Raw genomic sequence first — 20,231 nt, 5'->3', positions numbered from 1 at the left:
CAAAGAGAAGTTTCTATGTAGGTGACCAAATAACAAAAGAAGATATACAAGCTAAATACGATAAAGGTATTTTGAATATATTTGTACCTAAGAAAGAAGTTAAGAAAATCGAAGGTGGACAAGTTATAGAAATACAATAATAAATAATAGATACATATATTTCCTTTTTAATTTAATTACGATTAGGTAGGCTTAGTGCCTACCTAATTTGTTTGTTTAAATTTCAAAGATTTTCTTATTTACTTGACTATAAAAATAATAAATTTTAAAATAGAAATTGAGAATAGTTATTGATAAGTAAAATTTTATAGTTGGAGAATAGATATGAAAAAAAAGGATATAATATTAATAATTGTAGTGATACTTATAGCAGGTATTGCTTTTGGTGCGAAGTCTTTGCTTAGTAAGCAGGGAGGAGAAGCCACTATAACAGTAGATGGCAAGGTTTACGGGACATATTCTCTAGATAAGGATCAAACTATCAATGTAGATGGTCATAATACAGTCGTAATAAAGGACGGCATCGTACATATGGAGAAGGCAAATTGCCCAGATAAGCTTTGTGTAAAACAAGGCGAGATAGATTCTGACGGAGAGAAGATAGTCTGCCTTCCGAATAAGACTATAGTGCAAATACAAAGCGACAAACAAAGCGATTATGATGTTAAAACAAAATAATTAAAGGTGGATCCTATGTAGATTACGCAAGTAAAATGTTATCTATAGTGGGGTCCATATTATTTAATAAAAAAATTTAAAAAAATTAGCACTCAAGACTTGACAGTGCTAATAAAAGTGCTATAATAAGATATATAAGAAATGGAAATAAAAATACTGATTGAATATATCGGTATATTTTTTTACCTAAGAGTTAGCACTCAAAAGGTAAGAGTGATAATAAAAATCTTATTTCTTATAAGTTGTAAAGTTCGATGAAGTAAAATTAATTAGAATAGTTTTATGAAGTAAATATAAAGAAATAGAACTTTTAGCAATTACCCTTATGGCAAGGGAGGCATCCCTTGTTATTTTTTTTTACAAATAATAATTAAAAAACAAACAATAATAATATAAAGAAAGTTGAAATTAGGAGGTTATCGAAATGGCACTAAAACAAGGAAGTATCTCAATAGATACTGAAAATATTTTTCCAATAATTAAAAAATGGTTATATTCAGACAAGGATATATTTATAAGAGAATTAATCAGTAACGGCTGTGATGCAGTTAGCAAACACAAGAGATTAGTATCTCTAGGAGAAGTTAATGACGATGGCGAACCTTATAAAATAACTGTTTCAGTTAGCAAGAAAAACAAAACTTTATCATTCAGCGATAATGGTATAGGTATGACTGCTGACGAAATAGATAAATACATAAATCAAGTTGCTTTTTCAGGGGCAGAAGATTTCTTCAATAAATACAAAGACAAAATGGAAGAATCAAACGACATAATAGGACACTTTGGTCTAGGATTCTATTCAGCATTTATGGTAGCTAGCAATGTTGAAATAGATACACTTTCATATTTAGAAGGTGCAACTCCTGTAAGATGGCAATCAGAAGATGGTATGCAATTTGAAATAACTGAAGATGGAACTAGAACTCAAAGAGGTACAACAATAACTCTTACTATAGCAGATGACAGTGATGAATTTTTAGATGAATACCATGTAAGACGTATAATTAAAAAATACTGCTCATTCTTACCAGTAGAAATATACGTAGAAAATCCTGATAGAGAAGAAGAAGAAGCTAAGGAAAGAGAAGAAGAAGCAGCTAGAAAAGCAGAAGAAAGAGCAAAAGCTGAAGCAGAAGGTGAAACTGTAGAAGAAGAAGTAGAAGAACCAGCAGAACCAGTAAAACCAACTCCATTAAACGATACAAATCCACTATGGTTAAAATCACCTAAGGATTGTACTGATGAAGAATATATAGACTTCTACAGAAAGGTATTCAATGTTTACGAAGAACCACTATTCTGGATTCACTTAAATATTGATTATCCATTTAACCTAAAAGGAATTTTATACTTCCCTAAACTAAAGAATGAATTTGAATTAGTTGAAGGTGAAGTTAAATTATACAACAATCAAGTATTCGTTGCAGATAATATAAAAGAAGTTATACCAGAATTCTTACTATTATTAAAAGGTGTTATAGATTGCCCAGATCTACCACTTAATGTATCAAGAAGCTTCTTACAAAACGACAGAGAAGTAGGTAAAATTTCTAAAAATATAGTTAAGAAGGTTGCAGATAAATTAAAATCATTATACAAAAATGAAAGAGAAAAATACGAAGACTTCTGGCATGATATACAATTATTCATTAAATACGGTTGCTTAAAGGATCAAAGCTTCTATGACAGAGTAAAAGATTACATCATATACAAGGATCTTAACGACAAGTACATAACATTAAATGAATATCTAGAAGAAGCAAAGGATAAACACGAAAATAAAGTATTCTACGTTGTAGATAAAGAAAAACAAGCTCAATATATTAAATTATTTGAAGAATACGGCTTAAATGCACTTGTATTAGACTGTGCAATAGATGATAACTTCATATCATTACTTGAATATGCACAATCTGGAGTAAGATTCAAGAGAATAGACTCTGATTTATCTGATGTATTAAAGGATGAAAATGCTGAAAAGGATGAAAAGACAGATGAAGAAATAACTAAATTCTTCGAAGAAATCATAGGAGATAGAATCCAAAAATATACAGTTGAAAGCTTAAAGAAAGAAGATACTCCAGCAGTTATATTAATTTCAGAAGAATCTAGAAGAATGATGGAAATGCAAAAGAGATTCAATGACCTTAACTATGGATTTGATTTACATGAAGAAAAAACATTAGTTATAAACGACAAGAACCCTCTAATACAAAAAGTATTATCTATCAAGGATGACGAAAGCAAGAAGGAAGATGTAGAAGTAATTTGTAATCAAATAGTAGATTTAGCATTACTTGCTAATAAAGAGTTAAGTGCAGATGAACTAGACTTATTTATTAAGAGAACTAATGAATTAATGACTAGAGTAATATCATTATAATTTAGATATCCTCTAAAGTTTTTACATAATATAATAAGCAATAAAAAACGGGGCTATGTGAAAATATCACAGCCCCGTTTTTACTATTTTAAAGATCTTTTTATAAATTCATAAGCATAGGCTTTACAAATTTCTAAATCTGTAGATTTATTTTCGCAGAATGAATTTGCAATACCGCTGCAGGCACTCCTCATGACGAATCTTTGATAATCTTTGTTGTTATCTTTTTGTACTATATCTTCAGATATACCTATAGATATAATTTTTTCTGTTATAGAATTAAGATCTTTTTTTAGATTATCTAGTATAGAGTCATTTTTTAAATAATCACAAAAATCTTTGATTTTAAAGTTACTATAAAGTAATTTAAAATAAGGAGAAATAGTCATAAATCTATTTGTCAAGAAATCAAATAATATATAACAATTTTCTTTAAATGTAAGATTTTCATCGATTTTGCTTGAAAGAATATTAACCTCTTCATAAAAATTATATATTAAAGATTTTGCTATTATTTCTTCCTTGCTTTCGAAATATTCGTATACTGTGCCTTTTCCTATTCCTGCTTCCTTTGCGATTTCAGATACAGTAATTTTAGTTATATCAGAATCAGAAAAAAGAATATTTTTAAATGCCTTAAATACTAAAAGCTCTTTTTCGGCATAATCCATATTAATCCTCCTCATCATCTATAATGATATTTTTCATTTGTTTTCTGTGGAAAATATCATATAAAATTGGAACTATAAATAGTGTTAGTAATGTAGCATATAGTAAACCACCTATTGTAACTATAGATAGACCTTGAGATAATTCAGAACCCATACCTACACCAAATGCCATAGTTGACATCGCAAGTATTGTAGTCATTGCAGTCATAAGTATTGGTCTAATACGGTCTCTACCAGCTTGAACTAATGCATCTCGTTTATCATATCCATTTAATCTAAGTTGATTTACATAGTCTACGAAAACTATACCGTTGTTAACGACTATACCAGCAAGTACTAAGAAGCCTAGCATAGATGTAACGCTTAGTATTTGTCTAGTGACTAGTAATCCCAATATACCACCTGTGAAGGCTAGAGGTATAGTAAACATTACTATAAATGGAGATAGTAATGATTGGAATTGAGCAACCATTATTAAGTAAATAAATACTATAGCAAGAAGTATCATAAGAACTAAGTCCTTCATAGTGGAATTTATAGTTTCACTTTCTCCAGTTAAATCGATATTATATCCTGTAGGAACCTTGTAGTCATCGATTTTTGATTGAACTTGACGACTGACTAGTCCTATATTGTGGTCTTCATCGACTGATGCTGATACTGTCATATAACGAGTTTGGTTTTTGTGATTTATTGAAGATGGAGTAGTCGCATCTGTTATAGTAGCTATTTTATTTAATTTTACAGTAACGTCTTTGTTGTCTTTTGTTCCTTTTATGTCTAGAAGCTTTAAGTCTTTAACAGTAGTTTCTTTGTTGTCTTTTATAACTATAGATAGATCTTTGTCGTTTGAAGTTATAGTTGTAGAATTTGTTTCTGTTTTTAAGCTTTTAGAAACTTGTTCATATACTTGTGCTACTGTAAGACCGTACTTCATAGCTTTTTCTTTGTTTACTGATACACGTTGTTCAGTTTCTGCATCATCTAAAGTGCTAGTTATATCTGTAACACCTTCAACTGATTTTAATAATTTAGTCATATCAGCTGATATATCTTGAAGCTTATCTAAGTCATCGCCTTTGATTTCTATGCTTATTCCAGAACCTAGCATACTGCCCATATCCATAGTAGATTCAGAAATCGATATATCGCAATCCATAGAAGATGTCTTTTCTTTGATCATTTTTGATATTTCTTTGTTTGTATGTTTCATATCTTGTTTTAAAACGATGTAAACAGATAGACTTTGTTTATTTCCGGATGACATAGCACTCATCATCCCGCCTGAACCGCTCATAGCTCCGACACCTTCTACATCGTCAATAGTTTTAACTTTTTGTACAAATTCATCGCCGTATTTTTCTAAGTCTTCTTCAGAAAGCTCTTGGTTATCTTTAGGAGAAATAGTAGCTGTCATTTGTGTAGAATTCATTTCTGGCATAAAAGCAGTTCCCATTTTTGTAACACTAAATCCAGCGAATAATAGAAGTAGTAATGCACCTGCAAGCACAATAGCTTTATGGTCAAGTGCTTTTTCTAATAGTGCTTCATAGCCGTTTACAAATTTATCGAAAAGTCTATGTTCTTTTTCATCTGTAGAAGTTAAAATTCTAGATGCCATACAAGGCACTAATGTAAGTGCAATTATTAAACTCGCTATTAGTGAGTAAGCTATAGTAAGACCCATATCCACAAATAACTGTCTTGTAATACCTTCTGTAAATACTATAGGCACAAAAACGCATATTGTGGTCAAGGTAGATGCAAATATTGCACCGGAAACTTGTTTTGCACCGTAGACGGCAGCCTTGAATTTGCTTACACCGCTATTTCTGAGCCTGTATATATTTTCTATGACGACTATACTGTTATCCACGAGCATACCTACACCCAGAGATAATCCAGATAGAGAAATCATGTTTAGTGAAATTCCTGTAAAATACATTAAAACTACTGCAAATAATAAACTCATAGGTATACTGAAGGCTATTATTATAGTAGGTTTAATACTTCTTAAAAATACTAAAAGAACTATTACAGCTAAGATACCACCGTACATTAGGTTCTTTAATATACTATCTACAACCATGTCTATGTATATTCCTTGGTCCATTAGAGAAAGAATATGCAATTTATTGTTGTCTTTAGTCATGGAATCCATAGTTTCATTTAGCTTCTTACAAACTGAAGCGGTAGAAGCTGTACTAGTTTTTTCTATAGCTAACATTACACCAGGGTTTCCGTTTACGTTTGTGTAAGAGTCGTTTACATTATTTACATATTTAACATCGGCAACGTCTTTAAGGTAAATATCGCCGATGTTATCCATTGAGAATAAAAGTAAATCTTCTACTTGATCTATAGAAGTAAATTTATCTCCAACCTTAACTGAATATTTTGATGTATCCTCTGAAACGTATCCAGCAGGCATAGAGAAGTTTTCTGCTGCAAGTACAGAGTTAATCATTTCAGGTGTAATCTTAGTTGATAAATCTGCTGATTTTAAAGCTTCTTCTCTTGCAGATTCAAGTTCTTTTTTAGCAGATTCAAGCTGAGATTTACCTTGAAGAATTTGTATAGATGCTTTTGTTAGTTCTTGATTTAGTGTTGATTTTGCACTTTCAAGTTCTTTTTGTTTGTTTTTTAATTCTTTTTGCTTAGCTTTTAATTCATCAACAGAGGCTGAAGAAGTATTTAATCCTTTTTCTGCATTTTTTATAGTGTCATCTATAGTATTTATAGTTGACTCTAAAGCAGCTATATTTTCTTTGATAGTTGATGTATCAAGTCCAGCTTGTTCTGCTATTTTTAATTGCTCTTTAAATTCTTTTAATTTTGATTTGGATTCTTTGAGCATTTCTTTAGCTTCAGAAAGAGCAGGATCTACAGAATCTCCAACTGAGTCTATCATCTGTACTTGTGCTATAGCAGAAGATAGCTGTGTTAAACCTGATTCTAATTCAACACTAGCTTCAGTTAATTGAGATATTTGTTTTTGGCTTTGTTTTTCAAGCTCAGCCTCGCTTTTTTCTAAATCAGATAATTTACTATCTATTTGAGATTCTTTTTTATCTAATTCAGAATTAATATTGTTTTGAATTTTTTTGTTAAGCGAATCAATTTTGTCTGTATCTAAAGTAATTTGTAATTGATTTTCTACAAGACCAGTAGCGCTTACAGATGCGACACCTTCAATACGCTCTAGATTAGGGATAACCTCATCATTGACGTATGTAGAGACCTCATCTATAGACATTCCGTCTACATCTACACTGACCATCATTATCGGCATCATGTCTGGATTTAACTGCATAAGAGTAGTAGGACCTACAGCATCATCGAAGTATCCTTCGACTAAGTCTACTTTTCCATTAAGGTCTATTATCGCAGAATCCATATTGGTATCTTGTGAAAATTCAAGTATTACGATACTGATATTTTCATTTGAAATAGAAGTAACATTTTCTACACCACTTACTGTGGCAAAGGTTTCTTCTAGTGGATTTGTAACAGTAGTTTCCACTTTTTCTGGACTTGCTCCAGGATATGTTGTATAAGCGATTACATAAGGCAAATTCATGCTAGGAAGCAAGTCTGTTGTCATTTTTGTAAAAGAAACAACACCAAGAACAAGTACCATAATTATGGCAACGAATACTGTTAGTGGTTTTTTTACACTGAATTTTGGTAACAAAAATTTTCACCTCTCTTTAAAATATTTTTAGACTGACTGGTCGGTCAGCATCTTAAGTATAACATTTTGAAAAATATAAATAAATAATAAAACTATAAAAATTGGTAAAAAATAAAAGTTTATACTGATATTAATAAAAATATAAAAAAAAGTCAGATAGAATTTTTGAGTTACTTCCTGATTTAATAAAAGAAAGTAAATCATTTATCTAACTGACTATAAATAAATTTTATTATTAAGCTATTTTCTTTGTTTCTGTAACATTTTCTTCTTTGTTGTGTTTTTGTATGCGTATTGATGCGATTAATAAACAAGAATATGCAATTATAGCATAAACCATTGTAATCATCCAAGAAATTGGATATCCTAAATTATCAACAGAAAGTCCAAAAAGAACTGTACCTATAGCATATCCTATAGCAAAGAATACTTGAACTATACCTAATATAGTACCAAATTCTCTATCTCCAAATAATGCACCTGTTAAGTAAGAAGGACCTATTATATAAGCAAATATAGATATACCTAAAAGTGCAGCGAATAAGTATCCTAAAGCAGGTATATCAGCTACAAATAATAAGCTTAGGCAACATATTACAACCATTGAACCAGATAGTAATAGTGATTTTTTGATGCCTAATTTATCAAAGAATAATCCTCCACACAAGTTACCAAATATAGAGAAGAAGGCGAATACTGAACCTATATTTGCTACAAATGTAGCATCAAATCCTATTGTATATAAATAAGAAATATATTGGATTGATAGACCGCTTACATAAAATCCTACGAAGATAAATCCTGCAGCTAAAACCCAAAATAATTTCATTTTAGTTACTTCTTGAAGAGTATATCCCCATGAGCTTAAGCTAACTTTAGCGTGTTCAGACTTTTTCTTAGAAGAAGGTCTAACTAATTCTGATTCGCTCTTAGGTAGTCTAACTAAAAATAAAGCTATTGGTAGGGCAACTATAAGTGAAATTACACCAAATATAAAGTAGGCTTTGGCATATCCGAAGTTTGGATCGCTAAGTAATCTAGCAGCTATTTGTTGTAAGAATATATTACCGATTCCACTACCAGAAAATGCTATACCCATAGCTATACCTTTGTTTTCTTTAAACCATGCGTTTACAAGCAGAGGCACACCGATAGAAGATATTATAGCATTACCAACTTGAACTAAAGCTGATATACCGTAGTAAGCCCATAGGTTACCTCCAGCAAATGCATAAAGTGAGAAACCACCACCGCATAATATGGCTCCTATTACATAAATTAATTTTATGTTGTTTTTAGGATTAGATAGCATTTTACCTATAGATGGTGATGCTATTGCCGATACTATTGTACCTATTGTAAATAATAAAGAGAATTGTGTTAATGTGAACCCTTCTCCGCTAGTTACAAAGTTAATAAACTGTGGCTGAACATTCATCGCTATACCATAAGGAACAGCTTGAATCAACATACATGCCACAACTATTACCCAACCATAAAAGAATGGTTTTTTGTTAGTTGTATTTTCCATTATTATTTCTCCTTTTATGTTTAATATAAGTATTGTTTATATTATTGCCGAATAATCATTAATATAGACACGTAAATCAAATAAAAAATATTTAATTTAAATTAAAATTAAATTTTAATACAAGGGAATTTTAGAATACCATATTTTCAGAAAAAATCAAAGGTTTTTTTGTAAAAAAACAAAGATCAGAGCATAATAAATAATGTAAAAATAAAAATTAAGGTAAAAATAAACGATATTTTTTAGAAAATATGAATAAAAATATTTAAAAATCAAAAAATATAAATATTTAAGATATGAATAATAATCAATAATACAGATTTAAAAATTATATTGACATATAAATTTACAATTTGATAAAATTATTAAATAGCGAATTAAGTAAATTATTGTCGAAAAAATACAAGGAAAACAATATAAAATAAAATTTTTAAAATTAAGAAAAATTAAAGAAGGGAGAGCTACTGATTAAATTTAACCAGTAGCAAGTATGAAATTAAATGGCTAATTTTTTATTACAAGTAGAACATATTATAACGAATGTTTCTGATGCTATTTGGCCTGTATTTTTACCTTTTATATTAGTGGTAGGTGCGATAACTTCTATAAGAACTATATTTATAGTTCAAAAAAAGGCAACTTTACCATCTAAATTAACACTTAAAAATGCAATAGGACCAGCGGCAATTTCACTAGGTGCTATGATAGGTACAGGAGCTGTAGTTGGAGTTATGGGAGCTTTATCAAAATTATCAGCTGCCGGACAAAATAACATTGAGGCTATGGCAATATGGGCATTAATAGGAGCATGTATAATGGTTCCTGTTTCTTATTCAGAAACTCTAAACTCTAAAATAATGGGTAAAACACCAAAAGAATACATTTCATCTTTAATAAGTCCAAAATTAGGGATGGTATATGCTGTGTGCTTCGTGGCACTTGCAGTATTTGGATTTGGTGGATTCCAATTCAGTGGTATAGACTCAGTTAGTGCGATAGTTGCATCTAAATTCATGGGAATAGAAACTACTTTAATGCAGAGATACCTATTTATCGTGATACCAGTAATAGCTGTCGTTGCAGTATTGGTATTATCTAAAAAACACGAGATATTCATGAATGCAATGACTTACATGATAGGAACTGCGATAACAGGATATTTTATATTCTTCTTAATATTTTTAACAAAAACAGCATCTTATGTTCCAACTTACTTACAAGGTATGATAGACGGTATGCTAAATCCAATAAATGCTATGTTTGGTGTTCCACTAGGATTCATATTAGGTATGCAAAAAATCATTCAAACTGCAGAAACTGGTCTTGGAGCTCTAGCTATGGCAGCACAAGAATCAGACTCAGCACCTAGAGAAGGAGCTATGATATCATTAATACCGACAATAGTAACAGTAGTAGTATCTATAGTAGTTACTTCTTATATAGCATCATATGGTGTTAGAAATGGAATCATACAATTCCCAGCAGATACAGTTACTAGATTAACTCAATTATTTGAAACTGCACAAAGTGTAACAGGTACTTTTGGACTAATAGTATTTTCAGCATTCACTGTGTTATCAGCGTTGACAACTATATTAGGTTCATATTACTATATGACAAAATTATTTAAAAACAATCCAATAAATAGAAATATAGCTATATATCTAACATTAGTTGCAGCAGCTGGAACTTTAGCTGTATTTGGAGCTAATGTGGTATTTGAGGCGGTTGATTTACTTCTGTTCGTTCTTTGCGGAATAAACGTAACTGCACTTATGATATTCACATTTACAGAATGGAAAAACTATATAATAAACGACAATGATTCAGATAGTTTAGATAGAAAAGCTTCTTAGAGCTATATTTAAATTAGAAAGATTAATACTATAAAACGAAACCTATATGAGAAATTTCTCGTATAGGTTTTTTTAAATAAATATCGATTTTCTTCATAAAAGAAAAATATCCACAATAAATATATAGAAGAAAAATACATATTTGGGAGGTCTTTTTATGAAGATATATACTAGAAAAAATCCAAGCTCAAGAGAAAGTGTAAGTAACGTGCCAAATGCAATTGCTTATAAATTTATAAGAAATTTTATCAACGGTAAAGATTTTAATGAAATAGCGCAGAGTTTATTTATAAAAAAATTAAATAAACAGCAAGTAAATCGAACTATGACAGAGATAAAGTGGTTGTTTAAAAATTACCCTGATTTAGAAGTTCTAACTATACAAGATGAAAAAGGGAAAATAACTAAATTTATACTTTAGCAAAAATAAAATACTAAAATTTCTAAAGTTTATAGTAATAATTACATAATTGATATAAAATTAGATATAATTATTTATTATTAAGACTTTTTAGAAATAAGGAGATAAAAAAATGGCTGATTTAGATTTTATATATAAGAGAAAAAGTATAAGAAAGTTTAAAAATCAAGAGGTGCCAAAGGATGATTTAATAGAGATGCTAAAGGCTGCAACTTATGCTCCATCAGCTAAAAACCGACAAAATTGGCATTTTACAGTAATAACAAACAAGGATAAAATTCAAGAAATTGCTAAAGTAGTAGCAGATAGACATACAGAAATTGCCAATCTAGCAGATGAAGAAAAAGATAGAGATAATATGAATAAATTTCTAAAATATTATACAGTATTTAAAAATGCTCCAGTTCTTGTTTTATTCTATGCAAAACCATATAAAAGTATTGAATATAAAATATTAAACGATAAACCAGAATGTAAAGATTTATACGATATAGCGATCTCTAGTAAATCAGAAATACAAACTATAGGCGCTGCAATTGAAAATTTCCTATTGGCAGCTGCTAATATGGGGTATGGAGCTTGCTATATGACAGGTCCAATACATTCTAAAGATAAAATATACGAAGTCATAGGCCATGACGACTCTGAAGGAGAACTAATGGCGCTTGTTCCAGTTGGAGTTCCAGAGGATAAAACAGCACCACAACCAAATAGATTCCCTTTAGAAGATGTCGTAACTTTTATAGATTAGAGAAGTTTAATATTTTTGTAATAGAAGTTTAATATTTTTGTAATAAAAAAAGTTAGTTTTGGTGATATACTATATAGAGATATCCTGTGTTATAGCAGGATATTTTAATGGGAAAATTGAAAATAAATAAAAACAGTAATGAGAGGTGAAATATGGATTTTATAGAAATATTTAAGGCCATAATTTTAGGTATAATTGAGGGTATTACAGAATGGCTACCTATAAGTAGTACAGGACATATGATTTTAGTTGATGAATTTTTACAATTAAATATGTCTCCTCAATTTAAAGAAATGTTCTTTGTTGTTATACAATTGGGAGCAATTTTAGCGGTAGTAGTTTTATATTGGAAGAAGATTTTTCCTTTTTCATTTAAGAAGAAGCCTTTTGTACAAAAAAATATAATAGTAATGTGGATTAAAATAATAGTTGCTTGTCTACCAGCAGCAGTTATAGGGTTATTATTTGATGACAAGATCAACGAGTTATTTTACAATTTCCAAACAGTAGCTATAATGTTAATATTATTTGGTATTTTCTTTATAGTTGTTGAAAATTACAACAAGGGTAGAAGACCAGCAGTCGATGATATGGATCATTTAACTTTCAAAATGGCTATAATAATAGGTTTATTCCAAGTAATAGCTGCAGTTTTTCCAGGAACATCACGTTCAGGAGCTACAATATTAGGTGCTTTACTTATAGGAGTTTCTAGAGAGGTAGCAGCGGAGTTTACGTTCTTCTTAGCTATACCAGTTATGTTTGGAGCTAGTGTTCTTAAATTAGCTAAATTTGGATTGGCGTTTACTAGCTTTGAGATGGTTATATTGCTAGTCGGAAGTGTAGTTGCATTCTTCGTATCAATATTAGCTATCAAGTTCCTTGTGGGTTACATAAAGAAAAACGACTTCAAAGTGTTTGGATGGTATAGAATAATACTTGGTGTAATACTTTTGATTTATTATTTCTTTTTAAGATAAATAGGATACGAAATTTTATGGGAAGAGGTTATTTATAGAGATAGCCTCTTTTTTTAATGGAAATATTGTTGACTGAGACCTTAGGGGTGGGTTTAAAATTATGATTGAGAGGAGGAGATAACATGTTTATAAAAGATGTATGTCTAGAAACTCAAGCTACGAAAAAGGCAGTTGAATATTATATAGAGCAGGGATTGATCGCTCCTAAAATTTTAGAAAATGGATATAGAGATTTTAGCTGCGATGATTGTGAGAAGCTTAAGAAAATATCTATGTTTAGAAAGCTAGGATTAAGTGTGGAGGAAATTAAAAGAGTAATTGATTCTAATGAAGAATTAAGTAAAATAGCCGTCAAAAGAGAATTAAATTTAAAAGCAGAGCTTGCTAAGAAAAATTTGATAGATAAGATAAGTAAAGGTGAACATACCGATGAAATTTTAAAAGAGTTAAAGAATATAGAAAAAAATAAGACGATAACTGAAAAACTGTTAGAAGCATTCCCTGGATATTATGGAAGATTTATAGCGCTACATTTTTCAACGTTTTTAAATGAGCCTATATCTACAGTTGAACAGCAAGAGGCATATGAGCAAATAGTAAAATTTTTAGATGAAGCTCCAAGTTTAGATATACCAGAGGAATTGAATGATTTTCTTATAGAAAATACGAAGCATATTAGTGTACAAAATATATCTGAAATCGATAACAATACGAAAAAATCAATTGAAGATATGGATAATTTTTTAAAAGAAAATAAAGAACTCCTAGAATTTTATATAAAATACAAACAATTAGAAATTGCAAATGAAAAATTAATCAAAGCATATCCTGAAGTAGAAAATCTTAACTTTCAAAAATAACGAAAAACTATGGAATTTAGAACTACATCTAAACTCCATAGTTTTTATATGTTTAATCAAACATCGAATTTATTTGTGCATATACAAATTAAAAATTTTTAATTTATATCAATTTATCCAAAGCTTGTTTTAAATCAGCAATTATATCGTCAGCATCTTCAAGACCAACAGAAAGTCTAACTAATCCATCAGTGATATTTGCAGCAGCTCTTTCTTCTGGAGTACAAGGAGAGTGAGTCATAGATGCAGGGTGTTCGATTAATGTTTCGGCATCTCCTAAGCTTACTGCTAATATGCAAAGCTCTAGACTGTTCATCAATTTAGCTCCGGCTTCAATTCCACCCTTAACTTCAAATGACATCATAGCTCCTGGAAGAGACATTTGCTTCTTAGCTAAATCGTATTGTGGGAAACTCTTCAATCCTGGATAAGCTATAGATTCTACAGCAGGATGATTTTCTAAGAATTCTGCTACTTTCATAGCATTAGCACAGTGTTTTTCCATTCTTATTGGAAGAGTTTTAAGTCCTCTATTGATTAAGAATGCATCATTAGGGCTAAGTACAGCACCTGTGAAGTCCTTGATACCTTCCATTTTTACTGCAGTTATAAATTCCTTGCTACCAACTACGAAACCAGCGATAACATCTCCATGACCGTTTAAGTATTTAGTTGCAGAATGTAAAACGACATCAGCTCCAAATTCAAGTGGTCTTTGTATATATGGAGAACAGAAAGTATTATCTACCATAACTATTCTGCCTTCTTTTTCATGTGCTATTTTAGAAATAGCTTCTATATCAGAAATTTTTAGAGTTGGATTGGCAGGTGTTTCTAAGTAAACAACTCTAGTATTGTCTTTAATTTTAGCTCTAACTAAGTCCACATCAGAGAAATCAACGAAATCAACTTCTATTCCAAATTTAGTTAATCCCTTGCTAAGTAATGCTTGAGTACATCCATAAAGTGTATCACAAGCAAGTACATGATCTCCTGCTTTTAAAGCTGTCCACAATGCAGCAGCTATAGCACCCATTCCAGATGAAGTAGATGCACAGGCCTCTGCACCTTCTAGAGCAGCTACCTTTTCTTCTAAAGTTGTATTAGTTGGATTACCTAATCTAGAGTATATGTACCCTTCTTCTTCCCCTGCGAATCTTCTTCCACCTTGTTCTGCGTTATCGAATATGAATGTAGATGTTTGATATATTGGTAATGATAGAGCACCAGCAGCGTTTTTATGGTGACCAGCGTGAATTGATGTAGTTGCAAATCCTTGTTTTTTATTCATTATTAAAGACCCCCTTTATTTTTTAAAAATGAATATTTATTCAATTAGAATTAAAAAAATTTTTAAATGATTCTTAATATAATTGTACTTTGATATGGAGTGATATCGGTATGACTAAAAAAGTATAGCTTGATATAGCTTTTAGCTATTATAAAATGTTAACTAAATATAAATATATAAAATATATGAAAAAATAAAAATATAATATTGAATAGATATAAAATTTAAATTTTATAAATTACATTTTAAAAAATATATTTTTTATTATAATTATAAATAAAATTATTAAATACAAGAAAATCTATGTAAATTAGAAGAAATAAATCTAAATTACATAGATTTTTTTAAAAATTTATTCATTATTAAAAAAGCTTTTTAGTATTTCTAAATATAGTTGGCCTAAATGAGATAGAGTTATATCCTTATGCATAATTATTCCTATGTTTATAACCTCATCTACATCAAGTGGTATAGATATAATATTTCTTCCATTTAAAAAATATGAAGGGTATATACCAGAAGATATTGTATAGCCATTTAACCCGACCATGAAGTCAAATATAGCTGCTCTATCGCTTATTTTTATGCTTTTTTTAACACTTCTAGTACTTAGTATTTCCTCTGAAAAATAAAATGAATTATAAACTCCCTGTTCAAATGAAAGACAAGGGTATTCGTCTAAATCTTCTAAGGAAACTAAGCTTTTATTTGCTAGAGGGTGATTTTCACTTATGAATATATGTGGTTTTGCTTCGATTAAGGATACGAATTTTAGGTTGCTTTCACGAATAAGTTTTTGAAGGACTGTTTTATTGTAGTTGCTTAAATATATAATTCCGAGTTCACTGCGAAGGTTTTTTACATCGTCTATAATTTCAAATGTTTTGGTTTCTCTTATCGTAAATTCGTACTGATCTCCACCGAATTTTTGTACTAAGGATATAAAGGCATTTGCGGCAAATCCATAATGCTGAGTCGATATACAAAAATTCTGCTTTGAGGATTTATTTCCTAGATATTTTTCTTCTAGCATTTCATATTGCTGTATAACCTGTCTTGCATATCCTAGAAATTCATATCCCTCGTTTGTAAGGATCATGCCCCTGTTAGTTCTGACAAAAATAGTTATCTTTAATTCCTGTTCAAGCTCTTTTATAGAATTAGATAGACTTGGCTGAGAGATAAGTAAGCTTTTAGCTGCTTCGTTTATGGAACCTTTATCGGCTACAGCTAATACATATTTTAATTGTTGTAGAGTAATAATAATCACCAACTTTCATTAAAAAAATATATTTTATTATAGAAAATTTGATTTAAAAATATCTCATATTATAAATTATAATATAAATCCGATAATTTCTTAATATATTGTAATAAATTAAAATATTATAAAGTGATATACTATGAATAAGAAAATCTATATTTTAAGGGCTTTTAAGAAAGGAATGGCTATGTTTGGCTATATAAGAATAAACAAAATGGATTTGACATTTAGAGAGTTTGATTATTATAAAGGATATTACTGTGGTTTATGTAAATATCTAAAGGAAAACCACGGAGAAATTTCTAGACTCTCATTAAATTACGATATTACATTTTTAATATTAATTCTTACTGCTTTATATAAAGTAAAACCAACTATTACATATGAGAGATGCATGGCAAATCCATTAAAGAAAAAAATGAGAATAGTAAATGAAATTACAGAATATGCAGCCAGCATGAATATACTTTTATCGTATTACAAATTAGAAGATAATTTATACGATGATAGAGGAATAAAGGATAAATTGGCGTATAATCTTTATAAAACAAAATTAAAAGGAGCATATGAAAAATACCCTGAAAAAGCAGAGTATATAAAAGGGCAATTACAAAATTTAAGAAAACTAGAGGGAGAAAAATCTAAAAGTATAGATAGAGTATCTAATACATTTGGAAATCTAATGGGCGAAATTTTCGTATTAAAACACGATCAATACGAAGAAAATTTGAGAATGATAGGCTTTAATTTAGGTAAATATATCTATATATTAGATGCATATGAGGACTTAGATGAGGATTACAAAAAGGGCAGATATAATCCATTTATAGATTATATAGATAAAAGAGAAGAATTAAAAAATAAAGTGGATAGACTGATAAGTATGTCTCTAGGAATTGTTGCTAAGAATATAGAGGATTTAAATTTAGAATTTTACAAATCTATTATCGACAACATAATCTATTCTGGAGTTTACTTGAGATATAAAAATATATTAGAAAAGGGATGTGAAAGTAATGTACAGTAGTGTATATAATGATAATAGTTTCAGCAATGTAAGAGCTTTATTGAGTAAAAATGAGTTTCAAAAAGCTTACAATTTACTTCAAAAGATAAGTGACAAATGCAGTGAATGGTACTATTTAACTGGATTATCAGCTATGAAAATTGGATACTATGATGAAGGTGAGGAATATATACAAAAAGCTACTACTATGGATCCAAATAATGAAGAATACAGCCATGCTTATAATCAATACAATCAATATAGAAATGACTACAACCGCAATTCATATGACTATAATAGAAGAAACAGAAACGACTTAGGTGGATGCTGTTGCTGTTGTGGAGATGATTGCTGTGATACACTATGCCAATTATGGTGTGCAGATCAATGCTGTGAATGTTGTGGAGGCGATTTTATAAGCTGTTGTTAGGAACTAATTTCAACAATATGGGAGAGTGAGTAGATGAGTAAAAAAATTGCATATTCAGGAATACTGTTGGCAGTAGATATTCTTTTATTTGTTATGCTAAATGTATTTCAAACAAATACTATTTTTATATTAGGTTTAGCATCTCTTCCAATTGCCATTATTATTATGAATTGGGGACCTAAGACGGGAGCTATATTTTATATAGCATCTGTTATATTAGGATTTATGGTGATTAATAATAAAGCCCATTGGATTATATATGTTTTCACATTTGGAGTATATGGTTTGATCAAATATTTAATTGAGCAGGAGAGACCTATTTACGTAGAATATATTTTAAAATTAGTTTATGCAAATATAGCCTTGGCGATAGTGTATTTTATTGTCAGACAATTTGTATATGTACCTGAACAATGGTATTTAATACTATTATTCGAAGTGGTATTTTTAGTTTATGATTATGCTTATTCTCTATTTATAGATTATTATAATCAAAGGCTAAAGAATATGATTAATAGGTAATTTAGTGGCTTATGACAATATATAAAAATGGGGGTGTTGCAAAATAGGGTAAAATCTATTTTGTATTCACTTCCTTTTTTATATTTATGAATGAAATTAAAGCTAACGCTTAAAATCATTCAGATTTGTGTAAATTTAGGCACAACAAAAAGAAGTAGTTAATTTTAATTTTTTTACATATTAAGCTACTTCATTTTCTTTAAATAAAGATACACCTAAACGGTTATTTATTATTCTGGAATGTAATTTATTAATATTATATCCAAGACATAAAAATAGAATATCTATATTTATATTTTTTGTACCTTTACTTAAAAAACGATTAAATCCATAGTTATTCTTTATTACGCCGAAGGCTCCTTCTACTTGAATTGAGCGATTGATTCTAAGTAAAATACCTTTTTCTGAAGTTATATTTTCTAATGATTCTTTTCTAAGTTTAGAGAAATTCTGTGATATAGTTATTTGTTTTGAATATTTTCCTGTATAACAATCTTTTCTAAACTCACAATTTTCACAATTAGAACATTTATATCTTTTTTTTAATATTTCATATCCAGTAGCAGATGTAGATTTTTTATCTCCTATATATTCTAATCTTCTGTTATTATGGCAAATATAGCTGTCACTTTCTTCATCGTATATCATATTTTCAACTTTTCCGTATTTTAGCTTATGTTTTCTTTTTTTAGATTCTTCATAATTACATGGTTTTATATAAGGATTTTGATTATTTTCTTTTAAATACATGTAATTTTCTTCACTTTCATAACCTGCGTCAGCTATAACATTTTTGTATGTAAGCCCTAAATTTTGTTTTATTTTTTCTAAAAAAGGTATTAATGTTGGACAATCCGTAGGATTATTAAAAATACCTGCTCCTATAATATATTCTGATTCTATTCCTATTTGTAAATTATAAGCAGGTTTAAGTTGACCATTTTTCATATGATCTTCTTTCATCCTCATAAATGTTGCATCAACATCTGTTTTAGAATAGCTATTTCTATTTCCTAATTTTAAATATTGATCGTCATATTTTTTTCTTCTATCTGCGTATTTTTCTAAATCTTCGGTTAATTTTTGAAGTTGAGATTTTTTATGACCTCTTCCGTATACAAAATAGTATTTGTTTCTTTTTTTACTTTTTGTAAAAAATCTAAAACAGTATTGATTTCATCAATTGTATATATATCTTTTTCAACATTTATAGTAAAATTTTGGTTGTAAATAGCATTTATTTTTTCAAAAAGTTCACTAATTTTTATATTCATCTTCTTTTCATAATACATTATTGATTTTCTCCAAACAAAAGTATATCTATTAGCGGCAGCTTCTATTTTTGTTCCATCTATAAAAATATTTTCAAAGTTAATTTCTCCAAGTCTGTAAAGTATATCTATAGATTGATAGAATAAATCTTCCATTATATTTTCATCTATTTTTTCATATTGAAATCTACATATAGTTGAATGGTCTAGAGGCTGAGCGCCTTGCAAAAGCCATTTAAAATTAATGTCTCTTCGGCATGCTTTTTCAATATCTCTGCTTGAATAAATATTTTCCATATTAGCATATGTAATTATCTTAAACATGATTTTAGGATCTACTTTAGATTTTCTACCTTTTGTAGAATATTTATTATACAATCTACTGTAATCTAATCCCTCCAATATTAAGTTAAGTAGTCTAACAGAATCATCTTTAGGTATTAAAACATCCATTTCTAATGGAAGCTTTAATTGATAATTTTCATAAAATTTGATATTATTATAATTGGTTTTAGGTGTCATATTTTTATGATACTAAAAAAGACGGACTTTTTAAAGTTCGTCTTTTTTTTCGATAAAATATCAGGGACTATCGCAAATTTTATTTTGCGACAGCCCC

The 20,231-nt window shown here is 29.2% G+C and carries 16 protein-coding genes and 1 pseudogene; 11 read left to right on the top strand and 6 right to left on the bottom strand.

All coding sequences use genetic code 11. The features are described from left to right. From MR593_RS13630 to htpG, 3 genes are all read left to right on the top strand, one after another. A partial coding sequence (locus MR593_RS13630; protein WP_290694003.1) for an Hsp20 family protein occupies positions 1–140 on the top strand: 140 nt, incomplete at its 5' end. A 184-nt stretch (positions 141–324) separates the two neighbouring features. Next, positions 325–678: a NusG domain II-containing protein gene (locus tag MR593_RS13470; RefSeq protein WP_290693999.1), complete on the top strand. Its 354-nt coding sequence runs from the start codon at positions 325–327 to the stop codon at positions 676–678. Between the two features lie 424 nt (positions 679–1,102). Further along, positions 1,103–3,064, top strand: coding sequence for a molecular chaperone HtpG (gene htpG / locus MR593_RS13465; protein WP_290693997.1), 1,962 nt, complete (start codon positions 1,103–1,105; stop codon positions 3,062–3,064). An 83-nt stretch (positions 3,065–3,147) separates the two neighbouring features. Here htpG and MR593_RS13460 read toward each other — a convergent pair whose 3' ends face one another. From MR593_RS13460 to MR593_RS13450, 3 genes are all read right to left on the bottom strand, one after another. Further along, positions 3,148–3,735, bottom strand: coding sequence for a TetR/AcrR family transcriptional regulator (locus MR593_RS13460; protein ID WP_290693996.1), 588 nt, complete (start codon positions 3,733–3,735; stop codon positions 3,148–3,150). 1 nt (position 3,736) lies between these two features. Beyond that, on the bottom strand, positions 3,737–7,429 hold the full coding sequence (locus tag MR593_RS13455) for an efflux RND transporter permease subunit (protein ID WP_290693995.1): 3,693 nt from the start codon (positions 7,427–7,429) through the stop codon (positions 3,737–3,739). Between the two features lie 235 nt (positions 7,430–7,664). Next, a complete protein-coding gene (locus tag MR593_RS13450; RefSeq protein WP_290693992.1) occupies positions 7,665–8,960 on the bottom strand; it encodes a conjugated bile salt MFS transporter in 1,296 nt (431 codons plus the stop codon). A gap of 500 nt (positions 8,961–9,460) precedes the next feature. On the opposite strand from MR593_RS13450, the gene MR593_RS13445 reads away from it, so the two are divergent. From MR593_RS13445 to MR593_RS13425, 5 genes are all read left to right on the top strand, one after another. Beyond that, complete coding sequence (locus MR593_RS13445; protein WP_290693990.1) at positions 9,461–10,816, top strand: alanine:cation symporter family protein; 1,356 nt, start codon at positions 9,461–9,463, stop codon at positions 10,814–10,816. A gap of 157 nt (positions 10,817–10,973) precedes the next feature. Beyond that, complete coding sequence (locus tag MR593_RS13440) at positions 10,974–11,237, top strand: hypothetical protein (RefSeq protein ID WP_290693988.1); 264 nt, start codon at positions 10,974–10,976, stop codon at positions 11,235–11,237. 112 nt (positions 11,238–11,349) lie between these two features. Further along, positions 11,350–11,988, top strand: coding sequence for a nitroreductase family protein (locus MR593_RS13435; RefSeq protein WP_290693985.1), 639 nt, complete (start codon positions 11,350–11,352; stop codon positions 11,986–11,988). A gap of 152 nt (positions 11,989–12,140) precedes the next feature. After that, complete coding sequence (locus MR593_RS13430; protein ID WP_290693983.1) at positions 12,141–12,968, top strand: undecaprenyl-diphosphate phosphatase; 828 nt, start codon at positions 12,141–12,143, stop codon at positions 12,966–12,968. A gap of 122 nt (positions 12,969–13,090) precedes the next feature. After that, positions 13,091–13,828, top strand: a complete 738-nt coding sequence (locus MR593_RS13425) for a MerR family transcriptional regulator (protein WP_290693981.1) — start codon at positions 13,091–13,093, stop codon at positions 13,826–13,828. Positions 13,829–13,931: 103 nt separating this feature from the next. On the opposite strand, the gene megL is transcribed toward MR593_RS13425, so the two are convergent. Continuing rightward, on the bottom strand, positions 13,932–15,119 hold the full coding sequence (gene megL / locus MR593_RS13420) for a methionine gamma-lyase (RefSeq protein ID WP_290693978.1): 1,188 nt from the start codon (positions 15,117–15,119) through the stop codon (positions 13,932–13,934). 352 nt (positions 15,120–15,471) lie between these two features. Beyond that, a complete protein-coding gene (locus MR593_RS13415) occupies positions 15,472–16,389 on the bottom strand; it encodes a LysR family transcriptional regulator (RefSeq protein WP_331474869.1) in 918 nt (305 codons plus the stop codon). Between the two features lie 133 nt (positions 16,390–16,522). Here MR593_RS13415 and MR593_RS13410 point away from each other — a divergent pair, with 133 nt between their 5' ends. From MR593_RS13410 to MR593_RS13400, 3 genes are read left to right on the top strand one after another with little or no spacing between them, the layout of a single operon-like run. Continuing rightward, complete coding sequence (locus tag MR593_RS13410; RefSeq protein ID WP_290693975.1) at positions 16,523–17,410, top strand: DUF5685 family protein; 888 nt, start codon at positions 16,523–16,525, stop codon at positions 17,408–17,410. Beyond that, positions 17,400–17,819: a tetratricopeptide repeat protein gene (locus tag MR593_RS13405; protein WP_290693973.1), complete on the top strand. Its 420-nt coding sequence runs from the start codon at positions 17,400–17,402 to the stop codon at positions 17,817–17,819. The genes MR593_RS13410 and MR593_RS13405 overlap by 11 nt, the downstream gene beginning before the upstream one ends. 33 nt (positions 17,820–17,852) lie before the next feature. Next, the gene (locus tag MR593_RS13400) at positions 17,853–18,341 is read left to right on the top strand and encodes a hypothetical protein (protein ID WP_290693970.1); all 489 of its coding nucleotides are present in this window, start codon (positions 17,853–17,855) and stop codon (positions 18,339–18,341) included. A 180-nt stretch (positions 18,342–18,521) separates the two neighbouring features. Here the strand turns inward: MR593_RS13400 and MR593_RS13395 are convergent. Next, positions 18,522–20,134: pseudogene (locus MR593_RS13395) on the bottom strand (IS1182 family transposase). Positions 20,135–20,231: the final 97 nt, after the last annotated feature.

The organism is Intestinibacter sp., from assembly GCF_022780145.1.
Classification (GTDB): Bacteria; Bacillota; Clostridia; order Peptostreptococcales; family Peptostreptococcaceae; genus Intestinibacter.
This window is presented reverse-complemented; position numbering and strand designations above follow the sequence as displayed.

Bases quoted from the DNA above. Each gene is read 5' to 3' on its own strand.
- MR593_RS13470 (WP_290693999.1), top strand. From the start codon at position 325: ATGAAAAAAAAGGATATAATATTAATAATTGTAGTGATACTTATAGCA.
- htpG (WP_290693997.1), top strand. From the start codon at position 1,103: ATGGCACTAAAACAAGGAAGTATCTCAATAGATACTGAAAATATTTTT.
- MR593_RS13460 (WP_290693996.1), bottom strand. From the start codon at position 3,735: ATGGATTATGCCGAAAAAGAGCTTTTAGTATTTAAGGCATTTAAAAAT.
- MR593_RS13450 (WP_290693992.1), bottom strand. From the start codon at position 8,960: ATGGAAAATACAACTAACAAAAAACCATTCTTTTATGGTTGGGTAATA.
- MR593_RS13445 (WP_290693990.1), top strand. From the start codon at position 9,461: ATGGCTAATTTTTTATTACAAGTAGAACATATTATAACGAATGTTTCT.
- MR593_RS13440 (WP_290693988.1), top strand. From the start codon at position 10,974: ATGAAGATATATACTAGAAAAAATCCAAGCTCAAGAGAAAGTGTAAGT.
- MR593_RS13435 (WP_290693985.1), top strand. From the start codon at position 11,350: ATGGCTGATTTAGATTTTATATATAAGAGAAAAAGTATAAGAAAGTTT.
- MR593_RS13430 (WP_290693983.1), top strand. From the start codon at position 12,141: ATGGATTTTATAGAAATATTTAAGGCCATAATTTTAGGTATAATTGAG.
- MR593_RS13425 (WP_290693981.1), top strand. From the start codon at position 13,091: ATGTTTATAAAAGATGTATGTCTAGAAACTCAAGCTACGAAAAAGGCA.
- megL (WP_290693978.1), bottom strand. From the start codon at position 15,119: ATGAATAAAAAACAAGGATTTGCAACTACATCAATTCACGCTGGTCAC.
- MR593_RS13410 (WP_290693975.1), top strand. From the start codon at position 16,523: ATGAATAAGAAAATCTATATTTTAAGGGCTTTTAAGAAAGGAATGGCT.
- MR593_RS13405 (WP_290693973.1), top strand. From the start codon at position 17,400: ATGTACAGTAGTGTATATAATGATAATAGTTTCAGCAATGTAAGAGCT.
- MR593_RS13400 (WP_290693970.1), top strand. From the start codon at position 17,853: ATGAGTAAAAAAATTGCATATTCAGGAATACTGTTGGCAGTAGATATT.